We start from the raw sequence: 24,740 nt of genomic DNA, 5'->3' as shown, positions 1-24,740 counted from the left end.
CCTGCCCGCGCCCTTCGGGCGGCCCACTGATCCCTCACCGGAGACCGTGACTACTACCGCCTCCCACCACCTCTCACCCGCCTTCCCCGGCCGTGCCCCCTGGGGCACGGCCAGCAAGCTGCGTGCCTGGCAGCAGGGCGCCATGGAGAAGTACATCCAGGAGCAGCCGCGCGACTTCCTCGCCGTCGCCACGCCCGGCGCCGGCAAGACGACGTTCGCGCTGACCCTCGCCTCCTGGCTGCTGCACCACCACGTCGTGCAACAGGTGACGGTCGTCGCGCCGACCGAGCACCTGAAGAAGCAGTGGGCGGCCGCGGCGGCGCGGATAGGGATCAAGCTGGACCCGGAGTACAGCGCCGGCCCGCTGAGCAAGGAGTACCACGGGGTCGCGGTCACCTACGCCGGTGTCGGCGTGCGGCCCATGCTGCACCGCAACCGCTGCGAGCAGCGCAAGACGCTCGTCATCCTCGACGAGATCCACCACGCCGGTGACTCCAAGTCCTGGGGCGAGGCGTGCCTGGAGGCGTTCGAGCCGGCCACCCGGCGGCTCGCGCTCACCGGCACGCCGTTCCGTTCGGACACCAATCCCATTCCCTTCGTGACGTACGAGGAAGGGAACGACGGGATCCGGCGCTCCGCCGCCGACTACACGTACGGCTACGGCAACGCGCTCGGCGACGGCGTCGTCCGGCCCGTGATCTTCCTCAGCTACAGCGGCAACATGCGCTGGCGCACCAAGGCCGGCGACGAGGTCGCCGCCCGGCTCGGCGAGCCGATGACCAAGGACGCGATCTCGCAGGCCTGGCGTACCGCGCTCGACCCCCGCGGCGACTGGATGCCCAACGTGCTCCGCGCCGCCGACCAGCGGCTGACCGAGGTCCGCAAGGGCATCCCGGACGCGGGCGGGCTCGTCATCGCCTCCGACCAGGACTCGGCCCGCGCGTACGCCAAGCTGATCCGCGAGATCACCGGCACCAGGGCCACCGTCGTGCTCTCCGACGAGGCCGCGGCCTCCCAGCGCATCGAGGAGTTCAGCGGCAACCAGGACCGCTGGATGGTCGCCGTCCGCATGGTGTCCGAGGGCGTCGACGTGCCGCGCCTGGCTGTCGGCGTGTACGCGACGACCATCTCGACGCCGCTGTTCTTCGCGCAGGCCGTGGGCCGTTTCGTACGGTCCAGGCGCCGCGGCGAGACCGCGTCCGTGTTCCTGCCGACGATTCCCAACCTCCTCGGTTTCGCCTCCGAGATGGAGGTCGAGCGCGACCACGTGCTCGACCGGCCGAAGAAGGACGGCGAGGAGGACCCGTACGCCGAGTCCGAGAAGGAGATGGCGGAGGCCGAGAAGCAGCAGGACGAGGACACCGGCGAGCAGGACATGCTGCCCTTCGAGGCGCTGGAGTCCGACGCCGTCTTCGACCGGGTGCTGTACGACGGCGCCGAGTTCGGCATGCAGGCCCACCCGGGCAGCGAGGAGGAGCAGGACTACCTCGGCATCCCCGGCCTGCTCGAACCCGACCAGGTGCAACTGCTCCTGCAGAAGCGGCAGGCGCGGCAGATCGCGCACAGCCGCAAGAAGCCCGACGAGGAGGCCGACCTGCTGGAGCTGCCGGCCGAGCGGCGCCCGGTGGTCTCCCACAAGGAGCTGCTGGAGCTGCGCAAGCAGCTGAACACCATGGTCGGCGCGTACGTGCACCAGAGCGGCAAGCCCCACGGTGTCATCCACACCGAGCTGCGCCGGGTGTGCGGCGGGCCGCCGAGCGCGGAGGCCACGGCCGGGCAGATCCGCGAGCGGATCAAGAAGGTGCAGGAGTGGGCGACGCGCATGCGGTGACGCCCGCGACCGCAGCCTCGCGCGCACGCGCAACGGCGATCGACCTCGCCCGCACGCGCAGCCGCGACCGCAACGGAGCCCGCACGCGCACACTTTCACCGCCCCGGCCCCCGGGGGCCGCCCCCTCGGCCTTCCGAGGTCCCGTATGGGGACCAAAAGCCCGGCGTCGGCGGAAGATCGCCCGGATTCTGGACGAGCCCTTCCGCTGAGCGGTGCCGCTCGCTAATGTCCCCGCAATGCAAACGCCCCGTGGCAGCGCCGCCGCGGAGCGCAGTCGGTGCGCCATGGCCTGCCGGCGGCCTCTGGGTGCGTCGCCGATGGGACCGGTGTCGCGACATCTCTTCGAGGACCGCCGTCACTCACTCCGAAAGAGAGGGCGTCGTGACCGCGGAAACCTCCCAGACGCTCGACAGGGGACTTCGTGTCCTCAAGCTGCTCGCCGATACCGACCACGGGCTGACCGTCACCGAGTTGTCCAACAAACTCGGCGTCAACCGCACCGTCGTCTACCGTCTGCTCGCCACCCTCGAGCAGCACGCCCTGGTCCGACGCGACCTCGGCGGCCGGGCCAGGGTCGGCCTCGGCGTGCTCCGGCTCGGCCGGCAGGTGCATCCGCTCGTGCGCGAGGCGGCGATGCCCGCGCTGCGTTCGCTCGCCGAGGACATCGGGGCGACCGCCCACCTCACCCTGGTCGACGGCGCCGATGCCCTCGCCGTCGCCGTCGTCGAACCGACCTGGACCGACTACCACGTCGCCTACCGGGCGGGCTTCCGGCATCCGCTCGACCGCGGGGCGGCCGGCAAGGCCATCCTCGCCGCGCGCCAGAACGGCCAGGCGGAGCCCGGGTACACCCTCACGCACGGCGAGCTGGAGGCCGGCGCGTGCGGCGCGGCCGCGGCGCTCGTGGGCGTGACCGGGATAGAGGGGAGCGTCGGTGTGGTGATGCTGGCCGACGCCGTTCCGGAGCGGGTGGGTCCGCGCGTACTGGACGCGGCGCGCGAGGTCGCGGACGCCCTGCGCTGACGGACCTTCCCGGGGGCGTCCCCGCCCGGCGGGGGCGGGGTGGCACGGGCAGATAGATTGGCACCGTGCTCTCCAGTCTCACGCGCCCCCGCGCCCTCGCCGTCTGCGCCCTGCCCGTCGTCGCGCTGCTCGCCGTCGCCGGGCTCGCGCCGCTGCCGTACGTCGTCGCGCAGCCCGGGATGACCGCGGACGTGCTCGGCAAGGACCAGGGGCGGCAGATCATCACGATCTCCGGCGCTCCGACGCGCGAGACCGAGGGCGCCCTGCGCATGACGACGATCGTGGCGAGCGGTCCGTCCGTCGACGTCGGTCTCGGCGATGTCGTCGACGGATGGTTCCGTACGGACCGCGCGGTGCTGCCCCGCGACGCCGTCTACCCCGCGGGCAAGTCGGACCGGGAGATCGAGCGGCACAACGTCCGCGACATGGAGCAGTCGCAGAACGTCGCCACCCGCGCCGCCCTCGGCTATCTCGGCGAGGACCCCGCGAAGGTGAAGGTGTCGCTGCACCTGGCCGACGTCGGCGGGCCCAGCGCCGGGCTGCTGTTCTCCCTCGGCATCGTCGCCAAGATCGACGGCGACGGTGCGGGCGGCGACCTGACCGGCGGCCGGAACATCGCCGGTACGGGCACGATCACCGCCGACGGCAAGGTCGGCCCGGTCGGGGGCGTGTCGCTGAAGACCCAGGCGGCCAAGCGGGACGGAGCGACCGTGTTCCTGGTCCCGAAGGACGAGTGCGCGGACGCCCAGGCGGAACTGCCCTCCGGGATGCGGCTGATCCCCGTCACCACGCTCAAGGGCGCGGTGGACTCCCTGCGGGCGCTGGACCGGGGCGGTAAGGTCCCGAGCTGCTGACGCCCGCGGCGTCGTCCGTCACGGCCCCGCCCGGTCCGTGCGAGTCCGGTCCGTCCGAGCCCGGTCCGGCATCCCCTGGTCCCTCCGAGCCCTGTCCCGTGCCCTTGTCGCCCGCGTCCGCTCGGTCCAGCTCCCGCCAGGACGGGAACACGGCCGGTGCCAGCGTCGTCAGGAAGTACAGCCCGCCGAGGGCCAGCAGCGCCGTCACGAGTCCGGCCCGCTCGACCAGGTAGCCGGCCGCCAGACCGCCGAGCGGCATCGTCATCAGCACCCCGGCCGTCGTCGTGCTCGCGACCCGGCTGCGCAGCTCCTCGGGGATCCGCTCGTAGATCACGGTCGTCAGGATCGGGTTGAGCATGCCCGCGCCCAGCCCGCCGACCGCCATCGTGGCGGCGAGCGGCGGAGTCCCGTCCACCAGTGCGGCCACCACGAACCGCGGCAGCCCGCACAGCAGGAACGCGACCGTGAACAGGACGCGCCGCGGGAAGCGGTGCCCGACTGCCGCGTACAGCAGGGCGCCGAGCAGCGCGCAGCCGCCGAAGACGGCGACGAGCAGGCCGAGATCGCGTGCGCCGCCCAGATTCTCGCGTGCGTGCACGGGCAGCAGGACCGAACTCCAGCCCTGATCGAGGCCGTTGGTGAGCATCACCATCAGGACGACACCGAGCAGCAGCCTGCTGCGCAGCAGGAAGGCGTACCCCTCCCGCAGTTCGGCCCGGTAGGCGGCGAAGGAGATACGGGGCGCGTCCCGCAGGGGCTCGGCGGCGCGCAGGCCGCGCAGGCCGACGGAGACCAGAAGCGCCGAGCCGCAGAACGTCGCCGCGTCCACGTAAAGGACGGCCTCCGCGCCGATCAGCGCGATCAGTACGCCGGCCAGCGCCGCCCCGGTCATCCGCGCGCCGCGCGAGACCGCGTCGAACAGGCTCGCGGCCCGCGACAGGCTCGTACCGGCCCGCTCGGCGAGGTCGGGCACCAGGACATGGCGCGCGGTCTCGCCGGGCGCGTGGAACAGGCCGGTGACGGCCATCAGCGCGCAGAGCATCCAGAACCGCAGCGCGCCCGCATGGTGCAGGAGCGGGATCGCGGCGAGCGCGACGGCGCAGACCAGGTCGGTGACGACGCTGACGCGGCGGCGGCCCACGCGGTCGATGACCGGGCCGCCGGTGATCGCCGAGACGACCACCGGGAGGGTCGCGCAGAAGGCGACCAGTCCGGCCTTCGCGGGGCTGCCCGTGGTCTCCAGGGCGAACCACGGGACCCCGATGAGCGTGAGTGAATTGCCGCTGATGGACACGGCGTTGGCCGCCAGGACGGCGGCCAGCGGCCGGCGGTCACGCCGCCGGCCGGCTCCCGTTCCCCCCTGCCCGCTCATGCGAGACGGGCCGTGTGCCCGGTGCGGCCGGGCTGCTGACACAGCAGTCGAAGCCCCAACTCGACTAAAGCCCAGCCGAGTTGCGTCCGAATGCGCTCGCGCGGCGCATGGCAGGCGGCTTCCGTGCGCAGCTCCTCGGCGCGCAGTTCGTGCAGTCTCAGGTGTATGTCGGCGTGCATGTCCTTCGGTCCCCTCAGTCGGTGGCGCGTGGAAATGCGTGCGTGTGCAGCCGGACCTGGGCCACGCCCTCGGTGCCGGGGGGCGGTGCGAGGTCCCGGTAGCTCTCGATGAGCGCGTGGACCTTCTCCTTGAGCTCGAACGCCTGCGTGGCGGTCAGCCGCAGCGTGAAGTCGCTGAGGTCGGAGCTGCGCCACCACTCCTCGGGCCAGTCGTGATGGGTGCCGAGCCAGGTGGCGACCTCCTGCGTGTGCTGGGTCGCGACTTCGTGGATGAACAGATCCGCCGCGCCGCGCACCGCCGGGTCCGGATCGGCGAACAGGGTGTCGTCGAAGCGTGTCCCGTCCGCCGCCGCCTTCCACCAGCGCTCCCGGCCCTTGCCGCGCCCCGGGTCGTCCTCGACGAAGCCGTGGGCGGCGAGCTGGCGCAGGTGGTAGCTGGTGGAGCCGCTCGACTCGCCGAACTTCTCCGCCAGCTGTGACGCGGTGGCCGGACCGTCGTGCCGCAGCGACGACAGCAGACGCATACGCAGGGGATGGGCCAGACCGCGCAGCGAGTGCGGGTCGAGGGTGCGGACCTTGGGCGTCGGGGGCTCGCTCATGCATGCAAAGGTAGCGTTGCAAAGAATTCTTTGCAACGCTTTTTTGCAATGACTCCTTTGCATCGTCGGCGCCGTGCCGAGGTCACCTGTCGGCCGGGTCCTCCGCCGCCTGCTCCACCAGCGGGATGATCCGCAGCGGCACCGGGTTCTCCATGACGATCGCCGTCGACGCGCGCACGATCCCCTCGAAGCCCACGACCCGGTCGATCACCCGCTGGAGGTCGGCGTTGGAGCGCGCGACGAGCCGGCAGAGCATGTCGCCGTGACCCGTGGTCGTGTGCAGTTCCAGGACCTCGGGGACCGTCGCCAGGTGCGCCCGTACGTCTGAGCCCTGTCCCTGCTTGATCTCCAGAGTGGCGAAGGCCGTCACGGGATAGCCCAGCGCCGCGGGGTCGACGTCCGGCCCGAAGCCCCTGATCACGCCATTCGCCTGGAGCCTGTCCATGCGCGCCTGCACGGTGCCGCGTGCGACCCCCAGCCGCCGCGATGCCTCCAGCACCCCGATGCGCGGTTCCCGTGCCAGCAGCACGATGAGCCGCCCGTCCAGATGATCGATCGCCATGACGCCTCCCCAATGGTCATCCTGTACACAACGCCCGACAATCAGCCCGATCAGCTGGGCAGATTGTCCAGTCGATACGCAAACTATTGCGCACCTTGCGGCCCGGGGGGAGCCTGCTGCCATGGCAGATAACTCGATGACCATCGATCACACCCCGGAGACCGCGCGCAAGGCAGACCCCTTCCCGGTGAAGGGAATGGACGCGGTCGTCTTCGCCGTCGGCAACGCCAAGCAGGCCGCGCACTACTACTCCACGGCCTTCGGCATGAAGCTCGTCGCCTACTCCGGACCGGAGAACGGCAGCCGCGAGACCGCGAGTTACGTCCTCACCAACGGCGCCGCCCGCTTCGTCCTCACGTCCGTGATCAAGGCGTCCACCGACTGGGGCCGCTTCCTCGCGGACCACGTCGCCGCGCACGGCGACGGTGTCGTCGACCTCGCCATCGAGGTTCCGGACGCGCGCGCGGCCTACGCGTACGCCGTCGAGCACGGTGCGACGGGCATCACCGAGCCGTACGAGGTCAAGGACGACCACGGGGTCGTCGTCCTCGCCGCCATCGCCACCTACGGCAAGACCCGCCACACGCTCGTCGAGCGCAAGGACTACGACGGGCCCTACCTGCCGGGCTTCGTGGCCGCGGACCCGATCGTCGAACCGCCGGCGAAGCGCACCTTCCAGGCGATCGACCACTGCGTGGGCAACGTCGAGCTCGGCCGGATGAACGAGTGGGTCGCGTTCTACAACAAGGTCATGGGCTTCACCAACATGAAGGAGTTCGTGGGCGACGACATCGCCACCGAGTACTCCGCCCTGATGTCGAAGGTCGTCGCCGACGGCACGCTGAAGGTGAAGTTCCCGATCAACGAGCCCGCGATCGCGAAGAAGAAGTCGCAGATCGACGAGTACCTGGAGTTCTACGGCGGCGCGGGCGTCCAGCACATCGCGCTCGCCACGAACGACATCGTCGCCACCGTGCGCACGATGCGGGCCGCCGGTGTCCAGTTCCTCGACACGCCCGACTCGTACTACGACACCCTCGGCGAGTGGGCCGGCGAGACCCGGGTGCCGGTCGAGACGCTGCGCGAGCTGAAGATCCTCGTGGACCGGGACGAGGACGGCTACCTGCTGCAGATCTTCACGAAGCCGGTCCAGGACCGCCCGACGGTCTTCTTCGAGATGATCGAACGACACGGCTCGATGGGCTTCGGCAAGGGCAACTTCAAGGCGCTGTTCGAGGCGATCGAGCGCGAGCAGGCGAAGCGCGGCAACCTGTAGCCCGCGCCCGGCGCGTGCGGCGCGCCCCCGCGCCGCACGCGCCGGACCTGCCCGGTTCCGCGGTCACCGGGTGCCCGACGCCTTTGCCGGGGCTCCGCCCGGACCCCTGTGCCTCAAGCGTCGGCGGGGTGGGGGAAGATCAACCCGCCCCGGACACCTGCGGCGACGGCCCCACCGACACCACACCCGGCGACGCCGACGCCGAGGGTGACCACGAGGGCGAGGGCGAGGCCGGCGCCGACACCGACGGCTGTGCCACCGGCTGCGAAGGCGTCACAGACGGACTCGCCGACGGACTCGCGGACGGCTCCGCCGACGGCACCCCCGCCCCCGCGGGCGCAGCCGGCGGCACCACCGGCGGCTCCCACGGCTCCTTGTCCGGCAGCCCGTCCCCGTCCACGTCCATCGGACCCTCCGCCGGCGGCTCGCCGAGCGCCTCCAGCGCCTCGCGGGCCGCCGGCGCGTACAGGGGCGAGAAGTCCGGGTTGATGCGCAGCGCGTCCTCGAAGTACCGGCGCGCCCGCCCCTCGTCGCCGAGTGCCTGCTCGATCTCGCCCCGGTGGTACGAGAACAGCGCATTCCGCGCCTCCCGCCCCGTCGCGAGCTTCGCGAACGGCAGCGCGTCCTCCGCGCGGTCCGCCCGGTACAGCGCCCAGCCCATCGCGTCCGCGACGTGCACGCTGCGATGGCCGCGCCACCATTCGCCCTGGAGGCGCCGCACCGCCGACTCCGGGTCGCCGTGGTCCGCCTCGTACCGCGCCAGCACCAGGTCGCCGTCGACCCCGTGGGCACGTGCCTCCCCGACCAGCGTCCGCACCCGGGCGTACTGGGTCGCCGCGTCCCCGTCCAGGCCGAGCGACTCGGCCAACTCGCCCGCCTCCAGCGCGTACTCGGGCAGCGGCGCCATGTCGAGTGCCTCCTGGTAGTCCCGCTGCGCCTCATCCGTGCGGTCCAGCGCCACCAGGGCGCGGGCACGTCCCGCCAGGGCAGGGTGGCTGCGGGGGTCGGCCGCCAGCGCCGCGTCGTAGTGGTCCACGGCCTCGGCGGCCTCGCCCCGCTCCCAGGCCAGATCACCCTGCCGCACGAGCGCGACGGCCTTCTCGTGGCGCGTGTCGGCCCGAACCGTCGCGTCGTACGCGAGGGCCGCGGCGTCCTCCCGCCAGCCCCTGTCCCGGTAGAGCTGCGCCTCGCGGTCCTGCACCTGGGGCCCCGAGTGCAGTTCATGCAGCGTGTCCATCGCCTTGCCGGCGGCCTTGAGGTTCCCCAGCCCGGTGTAGGCGTCGACGAGCACCGGGTACACCGTCCACGCCTTCGGGGCCCGGCTGCGTGCCCGCTCGCCCCAGGTGCGTGCGGTCACGTAGTCGTGCCGGGCGTTGGCGAGCGCCGCCGTCCCCACCAGCGCGCGGACGTCGTCCCGCTCCTTCGCCGTCCTGAGCTCCATCGAGCGTCTGAGCGCCTCCTCCGCCTTCGAGAAGTCCTGCGGCCGCGCGAACCGAGTGCCCCGCTCCACGTAGGCCGCGCCGAGCACCGCCCATGACTGCCCGTCACTCGGATAGCGGCGCAGCCAGTTCTCGTAATCGCTGATCAGCGCCTTCAGATCCGCCGGCGCGGCCGGCGCCCCCGCACCGGCCGCGGCCACCGCGCGGACCGCGGACCGCTGGGTGACCGGCCCGGTACTCGTCTCCTCCCCCCACATGGGCGCGAGCAGGATCACCCCGGTGACCAGCGTCGCGCCGACCAGCGTGCTGACAGCGGCGTTTTTCAGGGTTTCGCTCTTCATGGCGCTCACTGTGCGTCAGCGGGCAGCTCATACGAAGTACACACTCGGTTGTGCGAAGCGGAACGCAGACGGGTTCACACCGATGGCCCCCGGTGCGACGCTGGGATCATGGACGATCTCCTGGAACGGCTGCGTGCCGGACTGCCGGCCGAGGCACTGATCACCGACCCGGACGTGACCGCTTCGTACGGGCGCGACATGGCGAGTTTCTGCGACGCGGGCAGCCCCGCCGTCGTGGTCCTGCCCCGGACCGTCGAGCAGGTCCAGCACGTGATGCGGACCGCGACCGCTCTGCGCGTGCCCGTGGTGCCGCAGGGCGCCCGTACGGGCCTGTCGGGCGCGGCCAACGCGTCGGACGGCTGCATCGTGCTGTCGCTGACCAAGATGGACCGGATCCTGGAGATCAACCCGGTCGACCGGATCGCGGTCGTCGAGCCGGGCGTCGTCAACGCGGTGCTGTCCCGCGCGGTGAACGAGCACGGCCTGTACTACCCGCCGGACCCCTCCAGCTGGGAGATGTGCACCATCGGCGGCAACATCGGAACGGCGTCCGGCGGACTGTGCTGCGTCAAGTACGGGGTGACCGCCGAATACGTGCTCGGGCTGACGGTCGTCCTCGCCGACGGCAGGCTGCTGACCACGGGCCGGCGCACCGCCAAGGGCGTCGCGGGCTACGACCTCACGCGTCTGTTCGTGGGCTCCGAGGGCAGCCTTGGCATCGTTGTCGAGGCGGTGCTGGCGCTCAAGCCGCAGCCGCCCGCCCAGCTCGTGCTCGCCGCCGAGTTCCCCTCCGCGGCGAGCGCCTGCGACGCCGTCTGCGCGATCATGGAGCGCGGCCACACCCCGTCGCTGCTGGAGATCATGGACCGCACCACCGTCCGGGCGGTCAACAAGCTGGCCAACATGGGGCTGCCGGAGACCACCGAGGCCCTGCTGCTGTGTGCCTTCGACACCCCCGACCCGGCCGCCGACCTCACCGCGGTCGCGGCGCTCTGCGAGGCGGCGGGTGCGAGCGAGGTCGTGCCCGCCGACACGGCCGCCGAGTCCGAACTGCTGCTCCACGCGCGCAGGTTGTCCCTGACCGCGCTGGAGACCGTCAAGTCGGCGACGATGATCGACGACGTCTGCGTCCCGCGCTCCAAGCTGGGCGAGATGATCGACGGCACGGCGGCGATCGCCCACAAGTACGACCTCACCATCGGCGTCTGCGCGCACGCCGGTGACGGCAACACCCATCCCGTCGTCTGTTTCGACCACCTCGACCCCGACGAGTCGCGGCGGGCCCGCGAGTCGTTCGACGAGATCATGGCGCTCGGTCTGGAGCTGGGCGGCACCATCACCGGCGAGCACGGCGTCGGCGTGCTGAAGAAGGAATGGCTGGCACGCGAACTGGGGCCGGTGGGTCTGGAGTTGCAGCGCGGTATTCGCCGCACCTTCGACCCGCTCGGGATCCTCAATCCCGGCAAGCTCTTCTGAGACCTCACCCTCCCACTCCGCTACGCGTCCTCGGTCCTGGTGGGGGACAGCAGCTCGGCCAGGCCGTCGTCGATGCCGAGCTGCTCCGTCTCCGAGCCGGGCGGCACCACCTTCAGTGTCCGCTCCAGCCACCCGGACACCACTGCCGAGGACGCCTCCAGCAGCGCCTCACCGTCGGGTGAACTGAGCGCCATCAGGACGACGCTGCGGCCCGCGGACTTCGTCGGCCACACGCGTACGTCACCGCCGCCGCACGGCCGGAACACCCCCTCGACGAGGAGATCGCGGGCGAACGTCCAGTCGACGGGGTGGTCCGAGCCGGTGTGGAAGGTGATGTGGACGGCGTACGGGTCGTCGGCGCGGTAGGTCAGCCGGGCCGGCACGGGCACACTGCGCTCCGGCGACAGCACCAGCTTCACCTGCAGTTCGCGTTCCACCACGGTCTTCTTCTTCATCGTCGTCTTCCTCTCCTGCTCCGGTGAGGCCCGCCCCGAGCGGGCCTCACCGGAGGAGAGGGGCTTCCCCCACGGCTCTTACGCGACTTCGGGTGACAACTTTCCGTGACCGCGCCCTTACCGGAAAGTGGTCGTTACCGAAGGACCGGCCCAGGTGCGTGCGAGTGTCTGATAGATGTGGAGCCTTGTATTGAGGCCTCGAAGAGATACGGGACCACGGTGATGAGCGCGCCAACCCCGGCAACCGGCGACAGCAGCCCCACGCCCGGCTACTACCCGGACCCCTCCATCCCCGGATATGTCCGGTATTGGAACGGCGCCGCGTGGGTGCCCGGTACGAGCAGGCCCGCGCCCAAGTCGGGCGAGGAGATGCCCGCGCCGCCCGCGTCGGCGGCGCCCGCGCCCGCCCGCGTGACGCCCGCGCCCCCGCAGGCGGCCGTGGAGGAGACCGGCCCGGTCTTCCTCGACGAGGAGCCCGACGCCGAGCCGTCACGCCCCGAACCCGCATCCGCCTGGCAGGCGGACGCCGCTCGCCAGTCCGGCTTCGGCGGCGACCTGGACAACCGTGTCTCCTGGGGCGGCGCCCAGGACCCGCGTGCTGCCGACCCCTCCGGTGCGGGCGCGTCCGACCCGCGCCGGCCGGCCGAGCCCTCGGGGACCGTCGACCCGAGCGGCGGCCAGTTGCCCGGCATGCGCTCGGTCACCCCGCAGAGCGGCACCGGCCGCGGCGACGCTCCCGGCGACTCCCGCCCGCTCGCCCCGTCCGCGGCCGACGGGCCCCTGACGGACGGCACCGTCGGCATCCGCGCCCCGCGCCCCGGCGCCGACGACGCCGGCGATGCCCCTGCGAGCCGTCAGCCGGCCGAGCACACGGTCACCATCCGCGCGCAGCGGCCGGGCGGACCGGCCGCCGGCGGAGAGCCCGACGGCACCATGACGATCCGCTCGCTCGGAGCCGGAGCCGGAGCCGGAGCCGGAGCCGCCGCGCCCGCCAAGCAGCCCCAGCCGCAGCCGGGCCTCCCCGCCCCGTCCCCGTCACAGCCACAGCCCCAGGCCCCGTCGCCCGCACCGCTGCAGCGGTCGCCGCAGCCGCAGGCACCGGCCGTCCAGGCCCCCGCCGCACAGACGCCCGTCACCAACGGCCCCGGCGGCGGCGCCGCCTCGTGGGCGCAGCAGGTCCACCAGCTCGCCCACTCGGCCCAGGCCCCCGACGCCGGACAGCCGGTCCTGCCGTGGAAGCCCCCGGTCGAAGACCCGTTCCTGGCGGCCGCGCAGGCACAGGCGAACGCCCGGCCCGCGTCCCTCGGCAAGCGGTTCGCCGCCCGGCTGATCGACACGCTGGTGCTCGGGGCGCTGGTCGGCGCCGTCGCGGTCCCGGTCGTCCTGAGCGCGCTCGCCCACATCGACGACAAGATCGAGGCGGCGAAGCTGTCCGGACAGACGGTCACGGTCTGGCTGATCGACGGGACCACCGCGGGCCAGCTCGGCATCGTCCTCGGCACGCTCCTCGTCCTCGGCGCGCTGTACGAGGCGCTGCCGACCGCCAAGTGGGGCCGCACCCTGGGCAAGAAGCTGTGCGGGGTGAAGGTGCTCGACATCGAGTCCCACGAACCGCCGACGTTCGGTGCGGCGCTGCGCCGCTGGCTGGTCTACAGCGTGCTGGGCGTTCTCGTCCTCGGTGTGCTCAATGTGCTGTGGTGCCTGTTCGACCGCCCGTGGCGGCAGTGCTGGCACGACAAGGCGGCGCACACGTTCGTGACCGGCTGATCCGCTTCGTGCGCCGTGTGGCGTGTGTTCCCCCGAACGCGCGCGAGCCGTTGCGAGGCCCTTTGTGCCGGTATGCACTGCCCCCATGAGCAACGATCAGCCGCCGCCCGGCCCGCCGCCCGATGACGACCCGTTCCGCAAGAGGCCGCAGGAGCCTTCGTCCGGCGAGGGCGGCGGGACCGGCGGCGGCGAGGGCCAGGGGCCGCCGCCCGGTTCTCCGTACGGCGGCGCCGGGGGGCAGGGCGGCCCGCCGCCCGGCGGCGGCTCCCCGTACGACACGCCCGGCGGTGGCGCGGGCGCGCCCGGCGGTCCCTACGGCGGCGGCGGTCCGTACGGCGGCGGTCCCTACGGAGGCGGCGGTCCGTACGGCGGCGCGGATCCGCTCGCGGGAATGCCGCCGCTCGCCGAGTTCGGCAAGCGCTTCGTCGCACGGCTCGTCGACATCCTGATCATCGCGATCCCCCTCGCGGTGATCTCCCTGTTGACCGGCGGCTTGGATGTGACCCGGGGAGGCGACGACTGGGAGGAGATCACCGACCGGGTCAACACGGGCCGGCAGTGGCTGTGGACGCTCATCTCCCTGGTCGCGTACATCGGTTACGACACGATCATGACGAAGAGGAACGGCCAGACCGTGGGCAAGCGGCTGATGAAGCTGCGGGTCGCGATGCTCGACGACGGGCGGACGCCGGACACGAGTTCCGCGCTGATGCGTGCCATCGTGCTGTGGGTGCCCGCGCTGGTGTGCTGCTACTGCATCTGGTGGCTCGTCATCCTCATCACCGTGCTGACCGACAAGCCCTACAAGCAGGGCCTGCACGACAAGGCGGGGAAGACGGTCGTCGTCTCAGCGGCGTAGCGAGTGTCCGGCGATCCCGGCCCCGGCGCGGGACGCCGGCACGCGGGTGGTGAGACCGTCGGCGGCGGCCGAGGCCGTCGGCTCGGGGGCGCGGCCCGCCGCGACGAGGTCCGCCGCACGGGACGCGGCGCGCTCCCCGGACGGCCCGGCCACGCGGCGCACGGGAAGGGCGAGCGCGACCGCGAGGCCGAGAGCGAGGGCGAGGACGCCGATCGCGGCGACGGCGATGCCGTCCGTCGTACGGGTCAGCAGCAGCAGGGCGACGGTCGAGAAGACGACGGTGGCCGAACCGTAGGCGTACTGTGCGGCAGTCGGACGCGGCATCACGGTATCCGTCCTCGGGGCAGGGGCGGGGAGAGACTTGGGGCCGGTAGTCGCACCGCCGCAAGACTCTACGATCCTGAATGCCCGTGAGGAACCGGCAGTAAGCGTGACCTAACCCACGGTGCCGGTGCATGGGGGGCGCACGGAGTCATTCCTTTCGACCGAGTGGCTGGAAATCCGCGCCCCTTGTCCCGAATCGCCACCGTCCGCATATCGGAACTCCGCTCCTGCATAGTGCAGTTGGCCTGTTCAAGTCAAGGACTGTCTTTTCTTCTCCGATTCCGGTCGAATGTCGTCACTTGAGACGCGTACACCGCGCGCGCGGACGACCCCACACTCCTGTCCGCAGCGGCGACGGGACGCGGGGGAGGAACCATCAAGTGACCAGCAAGCGACGGACGTTCAGAGCGTCCGCGGTCGTCGTCGCGCTCGCCGCCACGACCGCGACGGCCTCGGCGTTCACCTTCGCCCAGGCCGACAACCAGCAGTCGTCGGACCGGGCTGCCGTCGAGCGCCACGACCCGGCCGCGCACAAGGCCCATGTCGACCACGACCTCGACGGCCCCTTCAGCAAGCAGCAGGAGGCGCAGCGCGACGCTGCGATGGAGCAGCTGATAACCGGCGACGCCACCGTGCAGAAGCGCGGCGGCTCGAACGTCGTCAAGCTCGACGACAAGAAGTACGTCGAGCTCGCCCGGGAGAAGACCGACAAGATCTTCACCATCCTCGTGGAGTTCGGCGACAAGGTCGACGACACGACGATGTTCGACCCGGACGGCGCGGACGGGCCCAAGCCCCCGGTCAAGAAGTACGGCGGCACGCCCGGCCCGCAGCACAACAAGATCGCCGAGCCCGACCGGTCGAAGGACAACTCGACCGCCTGGCAGGCCGACTACAACCAGAAGCACTTCGAGGACCTCTACTTCGGCACCGGCAAGGACGAGAACGGGCAGCCGAAGCACTCCCTGAAGACCTACTACGAGAAGACCTCCTCGGGTCGCTACTCGGTCGACGGCATGGTCTCCGACTGGGTCAAGGTCGACTACAACGAGGCCCGTTACGGCTCCAACTACTGCGGCCAGTCCAACTGCGCCAACGCCTGGGACGCCGTCCGCGACGGCGTCAACGCCTGGGTCGCCGACCAGAAGGCCAAGGGCGCGTCGGACGCCGAGATCAAGGCGACGCTCGCCGAGTACGACAAGTGGGACCGTTACGACCACGACGGCGACGGCGACTTCAACGAGTCCGACGGCTACATCGACCACTTCCAGTTCGTCCACGCCGGCGAGGACGAGTCCGCGGGCGGTGGCGCCGAGGGCCCGAACGCCCTGTGGGCCCACCGCTGGTACGCGTACGGCACCGACGCCGGCAAGACCGGCCCCGCGAACAACAAGGCGGGCGGCACCCAGATCGGCGACACCGGCATCTGGGTCGGCGACTACACCGTGCAGCCCGAGAACGGCGGCCTCGGCGTCTTCGCCCACGAGTACGGCCACGACCTCGGTCTGCCCGACCACTACGACACCTCGGGCAAGGGCGAGAACTCGACCGGCTTCTGGACCCTGATGTCGGCCGGCTCCTGGCTGGGCACCGGCAAGGACTCCATCGGCGACCTCCCCGGCGACATGACCGCCTGGGACAAGCTGCAGCTGGGGTGGCTCAACTACACCAAGGCCAAGGCGGCGACGAAGTCCACCCACACGCTGGGTGTGGCCGAGTACAACACCAAGAAGCCGCAGGCCCTCCTCGTCGAGCTGCCGAAGAAGAAGGTCACCACCACTGTCGTGAAGCCCGCCGAGGGCTCCCAGCAGTGGTGGAGCGACATGGGTGACGACCTCAAGAACACCCTGTCCCGCACGGTCGACCTCTCCGGCAAGTCCAAGGCCACGCTGGAGCTCACCGGCTGGTGGGACATCGAGGCGGACTACGACTACCTCTACGCCGAGGTGTCGACGGACGGCGGCGCCAACTGGACGCCGGTGGACGGCACGGCCGACGGCAAGGCCATCACCCGCGATGCGAGCGACAAGCCGGCGCTGACCGGCCCGTCGGACGGCCACAAGAAGCTCGTCTACGCGCTGGACGCCTACGCGGGCAAGAAGGTCGACGTCCGCTTCCGTTACCAGACGGACGGAGGCGTCGCGGGCAAGGGCTTCGCGGCCGACTCCGTCGTGATCAACGCCGATGGCGCCCCGCTGTTCTCGGACAACGCCGAGGGCGAGGTCCCCGGCTGGACCGCGAAGGGCTTCTCCCGCATCGGTGAGGGCTTCACCAAGGAGTACGAGCAGTACTACATCGCGGAGAACCGCCAGTACGTCTCGTACGACAAGACCCTCAAGGCCGGCCCGTACAACTTCGGCTGGAAGGCGCCGAAGGACGGCTGGGTCGAGCACTACCCGTACCAGAACGGTCTGCTGATCTGGCAGTGGGACACCTCCCAGAAGGACAACAACACCAGCGCCCACCCGGGTGAGGGTCTGGTCCTTCCGGTCGACGCCCATGCCAAGCCGCTGAAGTGGGCCGACGGCACGCTGATGCGCAACAAGATCCAGACGTTCGACTCGACGTTCAGCCGGTACCGGACGGACGCCTTCCAGCTGCACAACGCGGGCGTCCCGTTCTCGCTGGCGTCGCAGCCGGGCACCTCCGTCTTCGACGACCGCAAGGGCGTCTACTGGTACGCGGAGAACCCGACGGCGGGCGTCAAGGTAACTGACACCAACACCAAGATCGCGATCGTCAAGGAGCCGCGCAGCGGACAGACGATCACGGTCCAGGTTGGCCCGTCGACCAAGTAATTCGTAAAACTGCAGGTCACAGGGGTATCGGCCGTCGCCCTCTAGCGGGCGGCGGCCGATCGTGTTTAGGTGCGGGGGACGAAGTCCTTATTGACAGTGAACGCACGGGGGAGTGGTTCCGCATGCCCGCTGGAGGTTTTTGCAAGTTGCCCAACGGCAGCGTGGTCGTCGCGCTCAGTCTGCCCAGCCCGGCCGGCGACGGGACCACCGTCAGGTTCCTCGTGCACGCCGCGAACCGGGCCAGGGCGCTGACCCGGCTGCGCAATCTGGGTCTCCGCGCGGTCTACCTGCGCGGCAACGCCGAGCCACCGACGCCGGACGAGGTGACCGCCGTGCTGCACCACCCCGACGGACTGGTGTGGCGCGCGGACCAGGGCACGGCCCAGGGGCTGTGGCACCCGATCCGGGCCCTGCTCAGATCCGCACGCCCCGCCTGACCGGCGGCCACGACCCGGCGGGGTCAGACGACCACCGGCTTCCCGCTCAGCTCCACGCCCGCCGTGCGCAGCTCCTCCAGGGCGCGCTCGGTCGTCTCCTTCGAGACACCGGCGGTCAGGTCGAGCAGCACACGGGTCGTGAAGCCCTCGCGGGCCGCGTCCAGCGCGGTGGCCCGCACACAGTGGTCGGTCGCGATGCCGACGACGTCCACCTCGGTGACGCCGCGGGCCCGCAGCCACTCGGCCAGCGTGGAACCGTTCTCGTCGGAGCCCTCGAAGCCGCTGTACGCCGCCGCGTACGCGCCCTTGTCGAAGACCGCGGCGACGGCGCCCGAGGCGACGGCCGGCGCGAAGTTCGGATGGAAGCCGACGCCCTCCGTGCCGGCGACGCAGTGCCGCGGCCAGGAGTCGACGAAGTCGGGGTGGTCGGAGAAGTGTCCGCCCGGCTCGATGTGGTGGTCGCGCGTGGCGACCACGTGGCGGTAGCCCGGCTGGGCCTGGCCGATCAGTTCGGTGATGGCGGCTGCGACGTCGGCGCCCCCCGCCACCGCGAGGCTGCCGCCCTCGCAGAAGTCGTTCTGAACGTCCACGACGATCAAGGCGCGGTGCATGACGGGTGTCCTTCGGTGGCTGGTGACGGTCGGCGCGGTGGCCGGCGGACTCGTCCTGCCGGGCGGGCCGGACGACTGGCGAGGGTTCAACTACTGAGCGTAGAGACTCGCAAGGCCCTGCGGGAGGGGGCGTCGGACGCTCACGCCCCGCTTCCCCCCTCGCACGGATCTACGCGTACTCGGTCGGGATCACCGGCTCGCCGCGCGAGAGCTGCATCGCCGACATCGGCAGCCCGGCCCGCGCCGCGATGTGCCGCTCGCGCGCCGCGTCCAGCGGCTCGCGGGCCACGATGTCGCCGCCCTTGACCAGCTCCACCAGCAGCTGCCGGTCCACCAGCGCGGGCGGTACGTCGCCGAGCCCCACGACCTCGGCCGCGGCGACCGCGTGCTCGTCCAGCCGGCGCGCGGCCCACTTGCGGCCGCCGATCGACAGCTTCCCGCCGAGCGACTTCTTCGCCACCGGCTCCAGCGGGGCCTTCGGGTCCGCCGAGCGGGCCCGGGCGACGAGCTTGTAGACCATCGCGCAGGTCGGGTGACCGCTGCCGGTGACCAGCTGGGTGCCCACGCCGTACGCGTCCACCGGGGCCGCGGCGAGCGAGGCGATGGCGTACTCGTCCAGGTCGGAGGTGACGACGATCCTGGTGTTCACCGCGCCCAGCTCGTCCAGCTGCTTGCGCACCCGGTGCGCGACGAGCAGCAGGTCGCCCGAGTCGATCCGTACGGCCCCGAGCTCGGGACCCGCGATGTCGACCGCGGTGCGCACGGCCTCGGCCACGTCGAAGGTGTCGACCAGCAGGGTCGTGCCGCGGCCCAGCGAGTCGACCTGGGCCCGGAAGGCGCCGCGTTCGCTGTCGTGCAGCAGGGTGAAGGCGTGGGCGCTGGTGCCGACCGTGGGGATCGCGTAGCGGAAGCCGGCCGCCAGGTCGGAGGTGGAGTCGAACCCGCCGACGTACGCGGCGCGCGAGGCCGCGACGGCGGACAGCTCGTGCGTGCGGCGGGCGCCCATCTCGATCAGGCCGCGTCCGCCGGCGGCCGCGGACATGCGCGAGGCGGCCGCCGCGATCGCCGAGTCGTGGTTGAGGATCGACAGGATCACGGTCTCCAGCAGCACGCACTCGGCGAAGGAGCCCTCGACCCGCAGGATCGGCGAGCCGGGGAAGTACACCTCGCCCTCCGGGTAGCCCCAGATGTCGCCGCGGAAGCGGTAGCCCGCGAGCCATTCGAGGGTGGGCTCGTCGACGATGTGCCGCTCGCGCAGGAAGCGGAGCACGCCCGCGTCGAAGCGGAAGTTCTCCACGGCGTCCAGGACGCGGCCGGTGCCGGCGACGACACCGTAGCGACGGCCCTCGGGCAGCCGGCGGGTGAAGACCTCGAAGACCGAGCGCCGCTCGGCGGTTCCGGCCTTGAGCGCCGCCTGGAGCATCGTGAACTCGTACTGATCGGTGAAGAGCGCGGTCGACGGCACGTCCACCGGCAGCCCCAGGTCTGCAGTGTTCATGACCATCATGCTAGCGCACATTTCGTCAGTCTGACGAGATGTCGTTTTTCCCGGCGGGGTCGTTTGTGCGACGAGGGGGCTCAGGTGGCAGCATGGGTGGAGTGACTGTGCCACTGGAGATCGAGCAGACCGAGTCGGCCGAGGAGAGTGCGGCCGTCCCCGAGCCCGATGTGCCCTGGGTGACCCTGGTGCACAACGACCCGGTCAACCTGATGAGCTACGTCACTTACGTCTTCCAGGCCTACTTCGGCTACTCCAAGGACAAGGCGCACAAGCTGATGCTCGACGTCCATCACAAGGGACGCGCCGTCGTCTCCAGCGGCAGCCGCGAGGAGATGGAACGGGACGTGCAGGCGATGCACGGATACGGACTGTGGGCCACGCTCTCCCAGGACCGTGGCTGATGAGCTCTCACTTCGAGCCGCTGAAGGGCGGCGGCGCAGCCGTGGCGCTGGACGAGGTCGAGATCTCCATCCTGCGCTCCCTGGTCGTGCAGATGCTGGAGCTCATCGGCCCGGGTGACGAGCCGGCCCAGGGCGAGGACCCACTGGCCGCCCTGTTCGCCCAGGGGCCGAGCGAACCGCCCTCCGACCCGGCGCTCGCCCGCCTCTTCCCCGAGGCGTACGCGGACCCGGAGTCCGGCCCGCAGGACGAGGAGATGCGCGCGGCCTCCGCCGAGTTCCGCCGCTTCACCGAGAACGACCTGCGCACCCGCAAGCGGGACGACGCCCTCGCGGTCGTCCGCAGCCTGGACTCGCTGACCGTCGCGGGCGACGGCGGCGCCGTGCTGGAGCTCGGCGCCGAGGACTGCCTGCACTGGCTGGGCGCGCTCAACGACCTCCGGCTGACCATCGGCACCCGGCTCGAGGTCACCGACGAGGACGAGAACGACGACCTGTACCGGCTGCCGGACTCCGACCCGCGCAAGCCCATGGTGATGGCCTACCTCTGGCTCGGGGCGCTGCAGGAGACGCTCATCGAGACCCTGATGCCCTGAGAGCCGCCCTCCGGTACCGCTTTGTCCCGGAACGGTGGCATCCGTCCCTGGGCAGTGTTCGCTCAACGGACGCTCAAATCCGGATAACGATCGCGTCACCGCGCCGCGACACTTCGACGCTTCGCATGCCCTTTGTCCACTTCTTCCTGTGGGGTGCGTCACTCTCGCCTCAGTGGATCACCGCTGCTGCCGTGATAGATCTTCACGACCGCTCGGGGACGCCACCCCTGTCCCCGAGGGCGCTTGAACCGGCAGACCGCCGGTGGCACTCCATCCATATCCGGGGGGATCAGGACCTGATCCGTTACCGCTCGACGCAGCGGTCGCGGCGGATCAGCATGGAGAAAGGGCGCATCACCATGACCTCGTTGCAGGTCGAACCGAACGACGGCAAAGAGGCCGCGGGCGCGGACGAGGGTTACCAGCGTGGACTGGGAGCCCGGCAGATCCAGATGATCGCGATCGGCGGTGCCATCGGCACCGGCCTCTTCCTCGGCGCGGGCAAGGCCATCTCGAAGGCCGGCCCCAGCCTCATCCTGGCCTACGCCATCGCGGGCCTGGTCATCTTCTTCATCATGCGGGCGCTGGGCGAACTGCTCATGTACCGCCCCGTCTCGGGTTCCTTCTCCGAGTACGCGCGCGAGTTCATCGGTCCCTTCGCGGGCTTCGTCACCGGCTGGACGTACTGGCTCTTCTGGGTCGTCACCGGAATGACCGAGGTCACGGCGGCCGCCCAGTACATGACGTACTGGTTCGACATCCCGCAATGGGTCTCGGCGCTGATCTTCACGATCATCCTCTACGGCGCGAACCTGATCTCCGTGAAGCTCTTCGGCGAGCTCGAGTTCTGGTTCTCGATGGTCAAGGTCACCGCCATCATCGGCATGATCCTGATCTGCCTCGGCATCCTCACCCTCGGCTTCTCCGACGCCGGTGAGACCGCGTCGGTCACCCACCTGTGGGCCGACGGCGGCTTCTTCCCCAAGGGCATCGGCGGCACGCTGATGACCCTGCAGATCGTCATGTTCGCCTTCCTCGCGGTCGAGCTGGTCGGCGTCACCGCCGGCGAGTCCAAGGACCCGGAGAAGACGCTGCCCAAGGCCATCAACACCGTGCCGTGGCGTATCGCCGTCTTCTACGTCGGCGCCCTGATCATGATCCTGTCGGTCGTCTCCTGGACCAACTTCCAGCCGGGCGTCTCCCCGTTCGTCGCCGCCTTCGACAAGATGGGCCTCGCCGTCGGCGCGGGCATCGTCAACTTCGTCGTGCTCACCGCGGCCCTGTCGTCCTGCAACTCCGGCATGTACTCCACCGGCCGGATGCTGCGCGACCTCGCGCTCAACAACCAGGGCCCGAAGATCTTCACCCGCCTGACCAGCAGCGGCACCCCGCTCATCGGCACCACCTTCTCGGCACTGCTGATGATGTTCGGCGTCTGGATCAACTACCAGTGGCCCGGCAAGGCGTTCGAGATGGTCGTCTCCTTCGCCACGATCTCCGGCATGTGGGCCTGGATCATGATCCTGGTCAGCCAGATCCGCTACCGGGCCAAGGCCAACCGCGGCGAACTGCCCGAGTCGACCTTCAAGGCGCCCGGCGCCCCCTTCACCAGCTGGTTCGCCCTCGCCTTCATCGGCATGGTGATCGTGATGATGGGCATCGACAAGGACGCCCGGCTCTCGCTGTACTGCGCCCCGCTCTGGGGTCTGATCCTCGGCGTCTCCTACCTGGTGCTCAAGAGCCGCAACCCCGAGGGCGCGGCCTTCGCCAAGCGCTCGTAAGGGTTCCGTCCAGCATCCGGGCCGCCGCGTACCACTCCTCGGTACGCGGCGGCCCGTCTGTTTATCCTGTCGCTCATGCTGACCATCACCCGGGCCCTGTTCGACCAGATCGTCGCCCACGCCCGCGCGGACCACCCCGACGAGGCCTGCGGAGTCGTCGCCGGCCCGGAGGGCTCCGGCCGCCCCGAGCGCTTCATCCCGATGCTGAACGCGGCCCGCTCGCCGACGTTCTACGAGTTCGACTCGGCCGACCTCCTCAAGCTCTACCGCGAGCTGGACGACAACGACGAGGAGCCGGTGATCATCTACCACTCGCACACCGCGACCGAGGCGTACCCCTCGCGCACCGACATCAGCTACGCGAACGAGCCCGGTGCCCACTACGTCCTCGTCTCCACCGCCGACACCGACGACGCGGGCCCCTTCCAGTTCCGCTCGTTCCGCATCGTGGACGGCGAGATCACCGAAGAGGACGTCAAGGTCGTCGAGGCGTACTGAGACGCACAGGGCAGTGGCACGGGCGGGCCGTCCGACAAGGGGTTCCGCCCGTGTGGTTCACATCCTGAGCGACTTCCGTCCGATATGCGAGATCACACTCAAGGATCGGGACCGGGAATCGATACGATGACCGCATGGTTCTTCACGACGTGAGCGACAAGACGCCGAGCACCCTGCTGCTCGTTGCGCGGCTGCACGTCGACCTGTGCCGCCTCGCCAGCGCGATGTGTACGGCCCGCGCTGCGTTCTGACGTACGAGCGCACCACGCCAGCAGCACCCCCTCGCGCGGGGGCCACAGCCGCGCGCCCCTACGCCACCTTCCGACAGGAGCCCACGTCATGGCCATCGAGGTCCGCATCCCGACCATCCTCCGCACCTACACCGGCGGAGCCAAGGCCGTCGAAGGCAGTGGAGACACCCTCGCCGAGCTGTTCGCAGACCTCGAGTCCCGGCACAGCGGCATCAAGGAGCGCATCGTCGAAGGCGACCAGCTGCGCCGCTTCGTCAACGTCTACCTGAACGACGAGGACGTCCGCTTCCTCGACGGCATCTCCACCAAGCTGTCCGACGGCGACAACGTGACGATCCTGCCGGCCGTCGCCGGCGGCATGGTCTGATCCTGATGCGTTACGACTCCCCGCTCGCCGCCGTCGGCAACACGCCGCTGGTGCGGCTCCCGCGGCTGTCCCCGTCCGAGGACGTCCGCATCTGGGCCAAGCTGGAGGACCGCAACCCGACCGGCTCGATCAAGGACCGCCCCGCGCTCCACATGGTCGAGCAGGCGGAGAAGGACGGCCGGCTCACCCCCGGCTGCACCATCCTCGAACCGACCAGCGGCAACACCGGCATCTCGCTGGCGATGGCGGCCAAGCTCAAGGGCTACCACATCGTCTGCGTCATGCCGGAGAACACCTCCCAGGAGCGCCGGGACCTGCTCGCGATGTGGGGCGCCGAGATCATCTCGTCCCCCGCGGCGGGCGGCTCCAACACGGCGGTACGCGTCGCCAAGGAGCTCGCCGAGCAGAACCCGTCGTGGGTGATGCTCTACCAGTACGGCAACCCGGACAACGCGGGCGCGCACTACGCGACCACCGGCCCCGAGATCCTCGCCGACCTGCCGTCGGTCACCCACTTCGTGGCGGGCCTCGGCACGACGGGCACGCTGATGGGCGTCGGCCGCTACCTGCGCGAGAACAAGCCGGACATCAAGATCGTCGCCGCCGAGCCGCGCTACGACGACCTCGTCTACGGTCTGCGCAACCTGGACGAGGGTTTCGTCCCCGAGCTCTACGACGCGTCCGTGCTGACCACCCGCTTCTCGGTCGGCTCCGCGGACGCGGTCACCCGTACCCGCGAACTCCTCCAGCAGGAGGGCATCTTCGCGGGCGTCTCCACGGGCGCGGCCCTGCACGCCGCGATCGGCGTCGGCAGGAAGGCCGTCAAGGCGGGCGAGCAGGCGGACATCGTGTTCGTGGTGGCGGACGGCGGGTGGAAGTACCTGTCGACGGGCGTCTACACGGCGAAGACGACGGAAGAGGCGATCGAGACGCTGCAGGGCCAGCTCTGGGCGTGACCGGGCCCCGCCCGGGGCTTTCGGGGGCTCCGCCCCCGGGGCCCCGCGCCTCAATCGCGGGCGGGGCTTCGCCCCGGTCCGGCGCGGGTTCACCCGTCGGGCTCGGGGGCCGGCCTCAACGCAGGCCGTGTCTGCCCGGCGCGCCGTCAGGGCTGCGGCGCGACATCGGCCAGGGCATTCCCACGGCCG

General features: G+C 70.9%; 24 protein-coding genes. 16 read left to right on the top strand and 8 right to left on the bottom strand.

Annotated features, from left to right (window positions below; translation table 11 throughout):
• Positions 1 to 46 precede the first annotated feature (46 nt).
• The 3 genes from HW130_RS28340 to HW130_RS28330 all read left to right on the top strand — a co-directional run bounded on the left by HW130_RS28340 (position 47) and on the right by HW130_RS28330 (position 3,708).
• Positions 47 to 1,831, top strand: a complete 1,785-nt coding sequence (locus HW130_RS28340) for a DEAD/DEAH box helicase (RefSeq protein WP_177152587.1) — start codon at positions 47 to 49, stop codon at positions 1,829 to 1,831.
• Between the two features lie 381 nt (positions 1,832 to 2,212).
• The gene (locus HW130_RS28335; protein WP_177152586.1) at positions 2,213 to 2,854 is read left to right on the top strand and encodes an IclR family transcriptional regulator; all 642 of its coding nucleotides are present in this window, start codon (positions 2,213 to 2,215) and stop codon (positions 2,852 to 2,854) included.
• 65 nt (positions 2,855 to 2,919) lie between these two features.
• The gene (locus HW130_RS28330; protein ID WP_177152585.1) at positions 2,920 to 3,708 is read left to right on the top strand and encodes a S16 family serine protease; all 789 of its coding nucleotides are present in this window, start codon (positions 2,920 to 2,922) and stop codon (positions 3,706 to 3,708) included.
• On the opposite strand, the gene HW130_RS28325 is transcribed toward HW130_RS28330, so the two are convergent.
• The 3 genes from HW130_RS28325 to HW130_RS28315 form a co-directional block, all read right to left on the bottom strand.
• Positions 3,647 to 5,080, bottom strand: a complete 1,434-nt coding sequence (locus HW130_RS28325; protein ID WP_177152584.1) for an MFS transporter — start codon at positions 5,078 to 5,080, stop codon at positions 3,647 to 3,649. The two genes, HW130_RS28330 and HW130_RS28325, sit on opposite strands and share 62 nt — an antisense overlap.
• A 193-nt stretch (positions 5,081 to 5,273) precedes the next feature.
• Positions 5,274 to 5,858 (bottom strand): transcriptional regulator, encoded by a 585-nt coding sequence (locus tag HW130_RS28320; RefSeq protein WP_177152583.1) that lies wholly within the window; start codon positions 5,856 to 5,858, stop codon positions 5,274 to 5,276.
• Positions 5,859 to 5,940: 82 nt separating this feature from the next.
• Complete coding sequence (locus tag HW130_RS28315) at positions 5,941 to 6,420, bottom strand: Lrp/AsnC family transcriptional regulator (RefSeq protein ID WP_177152582.1); 480 nt, start codon at positions 6,418 to 6,420, stop codon at positions 5,941 to 5,943.
• Between the two features lie 136 nt (positions 6,421 to 6,556).
• Between HW130_RS28315 and hppD the strand changes: the two genes are divergently transcribed.
• Positions 6,557 to 7,696, top strand: coding sequence for a 4-hydroxyphenylpyruvate dioxygenase (gene hppD / locus HW130_RS28310; protein WP_177152623.1), 1,140 nt, complete (start codon positions 6,557 to 6,559; stop codon positions 7,694 to 7,696).
• Positions 7,697 to 7,835: 139 nt separating this feature from the next.
• On the opposite strand, the gene HW130_RS28305 is transcribed toward hppD, so the two are convergent.
• Complete coding sequence (locus tag HW130_RS28305) at positions 7,836 to 9,476, bottom strand: lipopolysaccharide assembly protein LapB (protein WP_177152581.1); 1,641 nt, start codon at positions 9,474 to 9,476, stop codon at positions 7,836 to 7,838.
• A 108-nt stretch (positions 9,477 to 9,584) separates the two neighbouring features.
• Here HW130_RS28305 and HW130_RS28300 point away from each other — a divergent pair, with 108 nt between their 5' ends.
• On the top strand, positions 9,585 to 10,952 hold the full coding sequence (locus tag HW130_RS28300; RefSeq protein WP_177152580.1) for an FAD-binding oxidoreductase: 1,368 nt from the start codon (positions 9,585 to 9,587) through the stop codon (positions 10,950 to 10,952).
• Between the two features lie 20 nt (positions 10,953 to 10,972).
• Here the strand turns inward: HW130_RS28300 and HW130_RS28295 are convergent, their stop codons facing one another.
• Positions 10,973 to 11,407 carry an SsgA family sporulation/cell division regulator gene (locus HW130_RS28295; protein ID WP_177152579.1) on the bottom strand — a complete coding sequence of 145 codons (435 nt, stop codon included), beginning with the start codon at positions 11,405 to 11,407 and terminating at the stop codon, positions 10,973 to 10,975.
• Positions 11,408 to 11,629: 222 nt separating this feature from the next.
• Between HW130_RS28295 and HW130_RS28290 the strand changes: the two genes are divergently transcribed.
• Entirely contained in the window at positions 11,630 to 13,174 is a 1,545-nt protein-coding gene (locus HW130_RS28290) for an RDD family protein (protein WP_177152578.1), read from the top strand.
• An 85-nt stretch (positions 13,175 to 13,259) separates the two neighbouring features.
• Entirely contained in the window at positions 13,260 to 14,033 is a 774-nt protein-coding gene (locus HW130_RS28285; protein WP_177152577.1) for an RDD family protein, read from the top strand.
• On the opposite strand, the gene HW130_RS28280 is transcribed toward HW130_RS28285, so the two are convergent.
• Positions 14,022 to 14,357, bottom strand: coding sequence for a hypothetical protein (locus HW130_RS28280; protein ID WP_177152576.1), 336 nt, complete (start codon positions 14,355 to 14,357; stop codon positions 14,022 to 14,024). The genes HW130_RS28285 and HW130_RS28280 overlap by 12 nt on opposite strands.
• A gap of 380 nt (positions 14,358 to 14,737) precedes the next feature.
• On the opposite strand from HW130_RS28280, the gene HW130_RS28275 reads away from it, so the two are divergent.
• A complete protein-coding gene (locus tag HW130_RS28275) occupies positions 14,738 to 17,155 on the top strand; it encodes an immune inhibitor A domain-containing protein (protein WP_177152575.1) in 2,418 nt (805 codons plus the stop codon).
• 122 nt (positions 17,156 to 17,277) lie between these two features.
• Complete coding sequence (locus HW130_RS28270; protein ID WP_177152574.1) at positions 17,278 to 17,592, top strand: hypothetical protein; 315 nt, start codon at positions 17,278 to 17,280, stop codon at positions 17,590 to 17,592.
• Positions 17,593 to 17,615: 23 nt separating this feature from the next.
• Here HW130_RS28270 and HW130_RS28265 read toward each other — a convergent pair whose 3' ends face one another.
• Together HW130_RS28265 and HW130_RS28260 are read right to left on the bottom strand one after the other, a co-directional pair.
• Entirely contained in the window at positions 17,616 to 18,203 is a 588-nt protein-coding gene (locus HW130_RS28265) for an isochorismatase family protein (protein ID WP_177152573.1), read from the bottom strand.
• 169 nt (positions 18,204 to 18,372) lie between these two features.
• Complete coding sequence (locus HW130_RS28260) at positions 18,373 to 19,701, bottom strand: nicotinate phosphoribosyltransferase (protein ID WP_177152572.1); 1,329 nt, start codon at positions 19,699 to 19,701, stop codon at positions 18,373 to 18,375.
• A gap of 92 nt (positions 19,702 to 19,793) precedes the next feature.
• Between HW130_RS28260 and clpS the strand changes: the two genes are divergently transcribed.
• The 7 genes from clpS (at position 19,794) to HW130_RS28230 (ending at position 24,551) form a co-directional block, all read left to right on the top strand.
• Positions 19,794 to 20,105 (top strand): ATP-dependent Clp protease adapter ClpS, encoded by a 312-nt coding sequence (clpS, locus tag HW130_RS28255; RefSeq protein ID WP_177152571.1) that lies wholly within the window; start codon positions 19,794 to 19,796, stop codon positions 20,103 to 20,105.
• Complete coding sequence (locus HW130_RS28250) at positions 20,105 to 20,698, top strand: DUF2017 domain-containing protein (protein WP_177152570.1); 594 nt, start codon at positions 20,105 to 20,107, stop codon at positions 20,696 to 20,698. The genes clpS and HW130_RS28250 overlap by 1 nt, the downstream gene beginning before the upstream one ends.
• A gap of 359 nt (positions 20,699 to 21,057) precedes the next feature.
• Entirely contained in the window at positions 21,058 to 22,479 is a 1,422-nt protein-coding gene (locus HW130_RS28245) for an amino acid permease (protein WP_177152569.1), read from the top strand.
• Positions 22,480 to 22,554: 75 nt separating this feature from the next.
• Complete coding sequence (locus HW130_RS28240; RefSeq protein ID WP_177152568.1) at positions 22,555 to 22,977, top strand: Mov34/MPN/PAD-1 family protein; 423 nt, start codon at positions 22,555 to 22,557, stop codon at positions 22,975 to 22,977.
• A 134-nt stretch (positions 22,978 to 23,111) separates the two neighbouring features.
• Entirely contained in the window at positions 23,112 to 23,228 is a 117-nt protein-coding gene (locus HW130_RS37090; protein ID WP_374196289.1) for a putative leader peptide, read from the top strand.
• A gap of 88 nt (positions 23,229 to 23,316) precedes the next feature.
• Complete coding sequence (locus tag HW130_RS28235) at positions 23,317 to 23,595, top strand: MoaD/ThiS family protein (RefSeq protein ID WP_177152567.1); 279 nt, start codon at positions 23,317 to 23,319, stop codon at positions 23,593 to 23,595.
• A 5-nt stretch (positions 23,596 to 23,600) separates the two neighbouring features.
• A complete protein-coding gene (locus HW130_RS28230; protein ID WP_177152566.1) occupies positions 23,601 to 24,551 on the top strand; it encodes a PLP-dependent cysteine synthase family protein in 951 nt (316 codons plus the stop codon).
• Positions 24,552 to 24,740: the final 189 nt, after the last annotated feature.

The organism is Streptomyces sp. PKU-EA00015 (assembly GCF_013387495.1).
In the GTDB taxonomy this organism is placed as follows: domain Bacteria; phylum Actinomycetota; class Actinomycetes; order Streptomycetales; family Streptomycetaceae; genus Streptomyces.
Note: the sequence above shows the minus strand (reverse complement) of the source record. Positions and strands in the feature narration are given on the sequence as shown.

Bases quoted from the DNA above. Each gene is read 5' to 3' on its own strand.
- HW130_RS28325 (WP_177152584.1), bottom strand. From the start codon at position 5,080: ATGAGCGGGCAGGGGGGAACGGGAGCCGGCCGGCGGCGTGACCGCCGG.
- HW130_RS28320 (WP_177152583.1), bottom strand. From the start codon at position 5,858: ATGAGCGAGCCCCCGACGCCCAAGGTCCGCACCCTCGACCCGCACTCG.
- HW130_RS28315 (WP_177152582.1), bottom strand. From the start codon at position 6,420: ATGGCGATCGATCATCTGGACGGGCGGCTCATCGTGCTGCTGGCACGG.
- hppD (WP_177152623.1), top strand. From the start codon at position 6,557: ATGACCATCGATCACACCCCGGAGACCGCGCGCAAGGCAGACCCCTTC.
- HW130_RS28305 (WP_177152581.1), bottom strand. From the start codon at position 9,476: ATGAAGAGCGAAACCCTGAAAAACGCCGCTGTCAGCACGCTGGTCGGC.
- HW130_RS28300 (WP_177152580.1), top strand. From the start codon at position 9,585: ATGGACGATCTCCTGGAACGGCTGCGTGCCGGACTGCCGGCCGAGGCA.
- HW130_RS28295 (WP_177152579.1), bottom strand. From the start codon at position 11,407: ATGAAGAAGAAGACCGTGGTGGAACGCGAACTGCAGGTGAAGCTGGTG.
- HW130_RS28290 (WP_177152578.1), top strand. From the start codon at position 11,630: ATGAGCGCGCCAACCCCGGCAACCGGCGACAGCAGCCCCACGCCCGGC.
- HW130_RS28285 (WP_177152577.1), top strand. From the start codon at position 13,260: ATGAGCAACGATCAGCCGCCGCCCGGCCCGCCGCCCGATGACGACCCG.
- HW130_RS28280 (WP_177152576.1), bottom strand. From the start codon at position 14,357: ATGCCGCGTCCGACTGCCGCACAGTACGCCTACGGTTCGGCCACCGTC.
- HW130_RS28270 (WP_177152574.1), top strand. From the start codon at position 17,278: ATGCCCGCTGGAGGTTTTTGCAAGTTGCCCAACGGCAGCGTGGTCGTC.
- HW130_RS28265 (WP_177152573.1), bottom strand. From the start codon at position 18,203: ATGCACCGCGCCTTGATCGTCGTGGACGTTCAGAACGACTTCTGCGAG.
- HW130_RS28260 (WP_177152572.1), bottom strand. From the start codon at position 19,701: ATGAACACTGCAGACCTGGGGCTGCCGGTGGACGTGCCGTCGACCGCG.
- clpS (WP_177152571.1), top strand. From the start codon at position 19,794: ATGGGTGGAGTGACTGTGCCACTGGAGATCGAGCAGACCGAGTCGGCC.
- HW130_RS28250 (WP_177152570.1), top strand. From the start codon at position 20,105: ATGAGCTCTCACTTCGAGCCGCTGAAGGGCGGCGGCGCAGCCGTGGCG.
- HW130_RS28245 (WP_177152569.1), top strand. From the start codon at position 21,058: ATGACCTCGTTGCAGGTCGAACCGAACGACGGCAAAGAGGCCGCGGGC.
- HW130_RS28240 (WP_177152568.1), top strand. From the start codon at position 22,555: ATGCTGACCATCACCCGGGCCCTGTTCGACCAGATCGTCGCCCACGCC.
- HW130_RS37090 (WP_374196289.1), top strand. From the start codon at position 23,112: ATGGTTCTTCACGACGTGAGCGACAAGACGCCGAGCACCCTGCTGCTC.
- HW130_RS28235 (WP_177152567.1), top strand. From the start codon at position 23,317: ATGGCCATCGAGGTCCGCATCCCGACCATCCTCCGCACCTACACCGGC.
- HW130_RS28230 (WP_177152566.1), top strand. From the start codon at position 23,601: ATGCGTTACGACTCCCCGCTCGCCGCCGTCGGCAACACGCCGCTGGTG.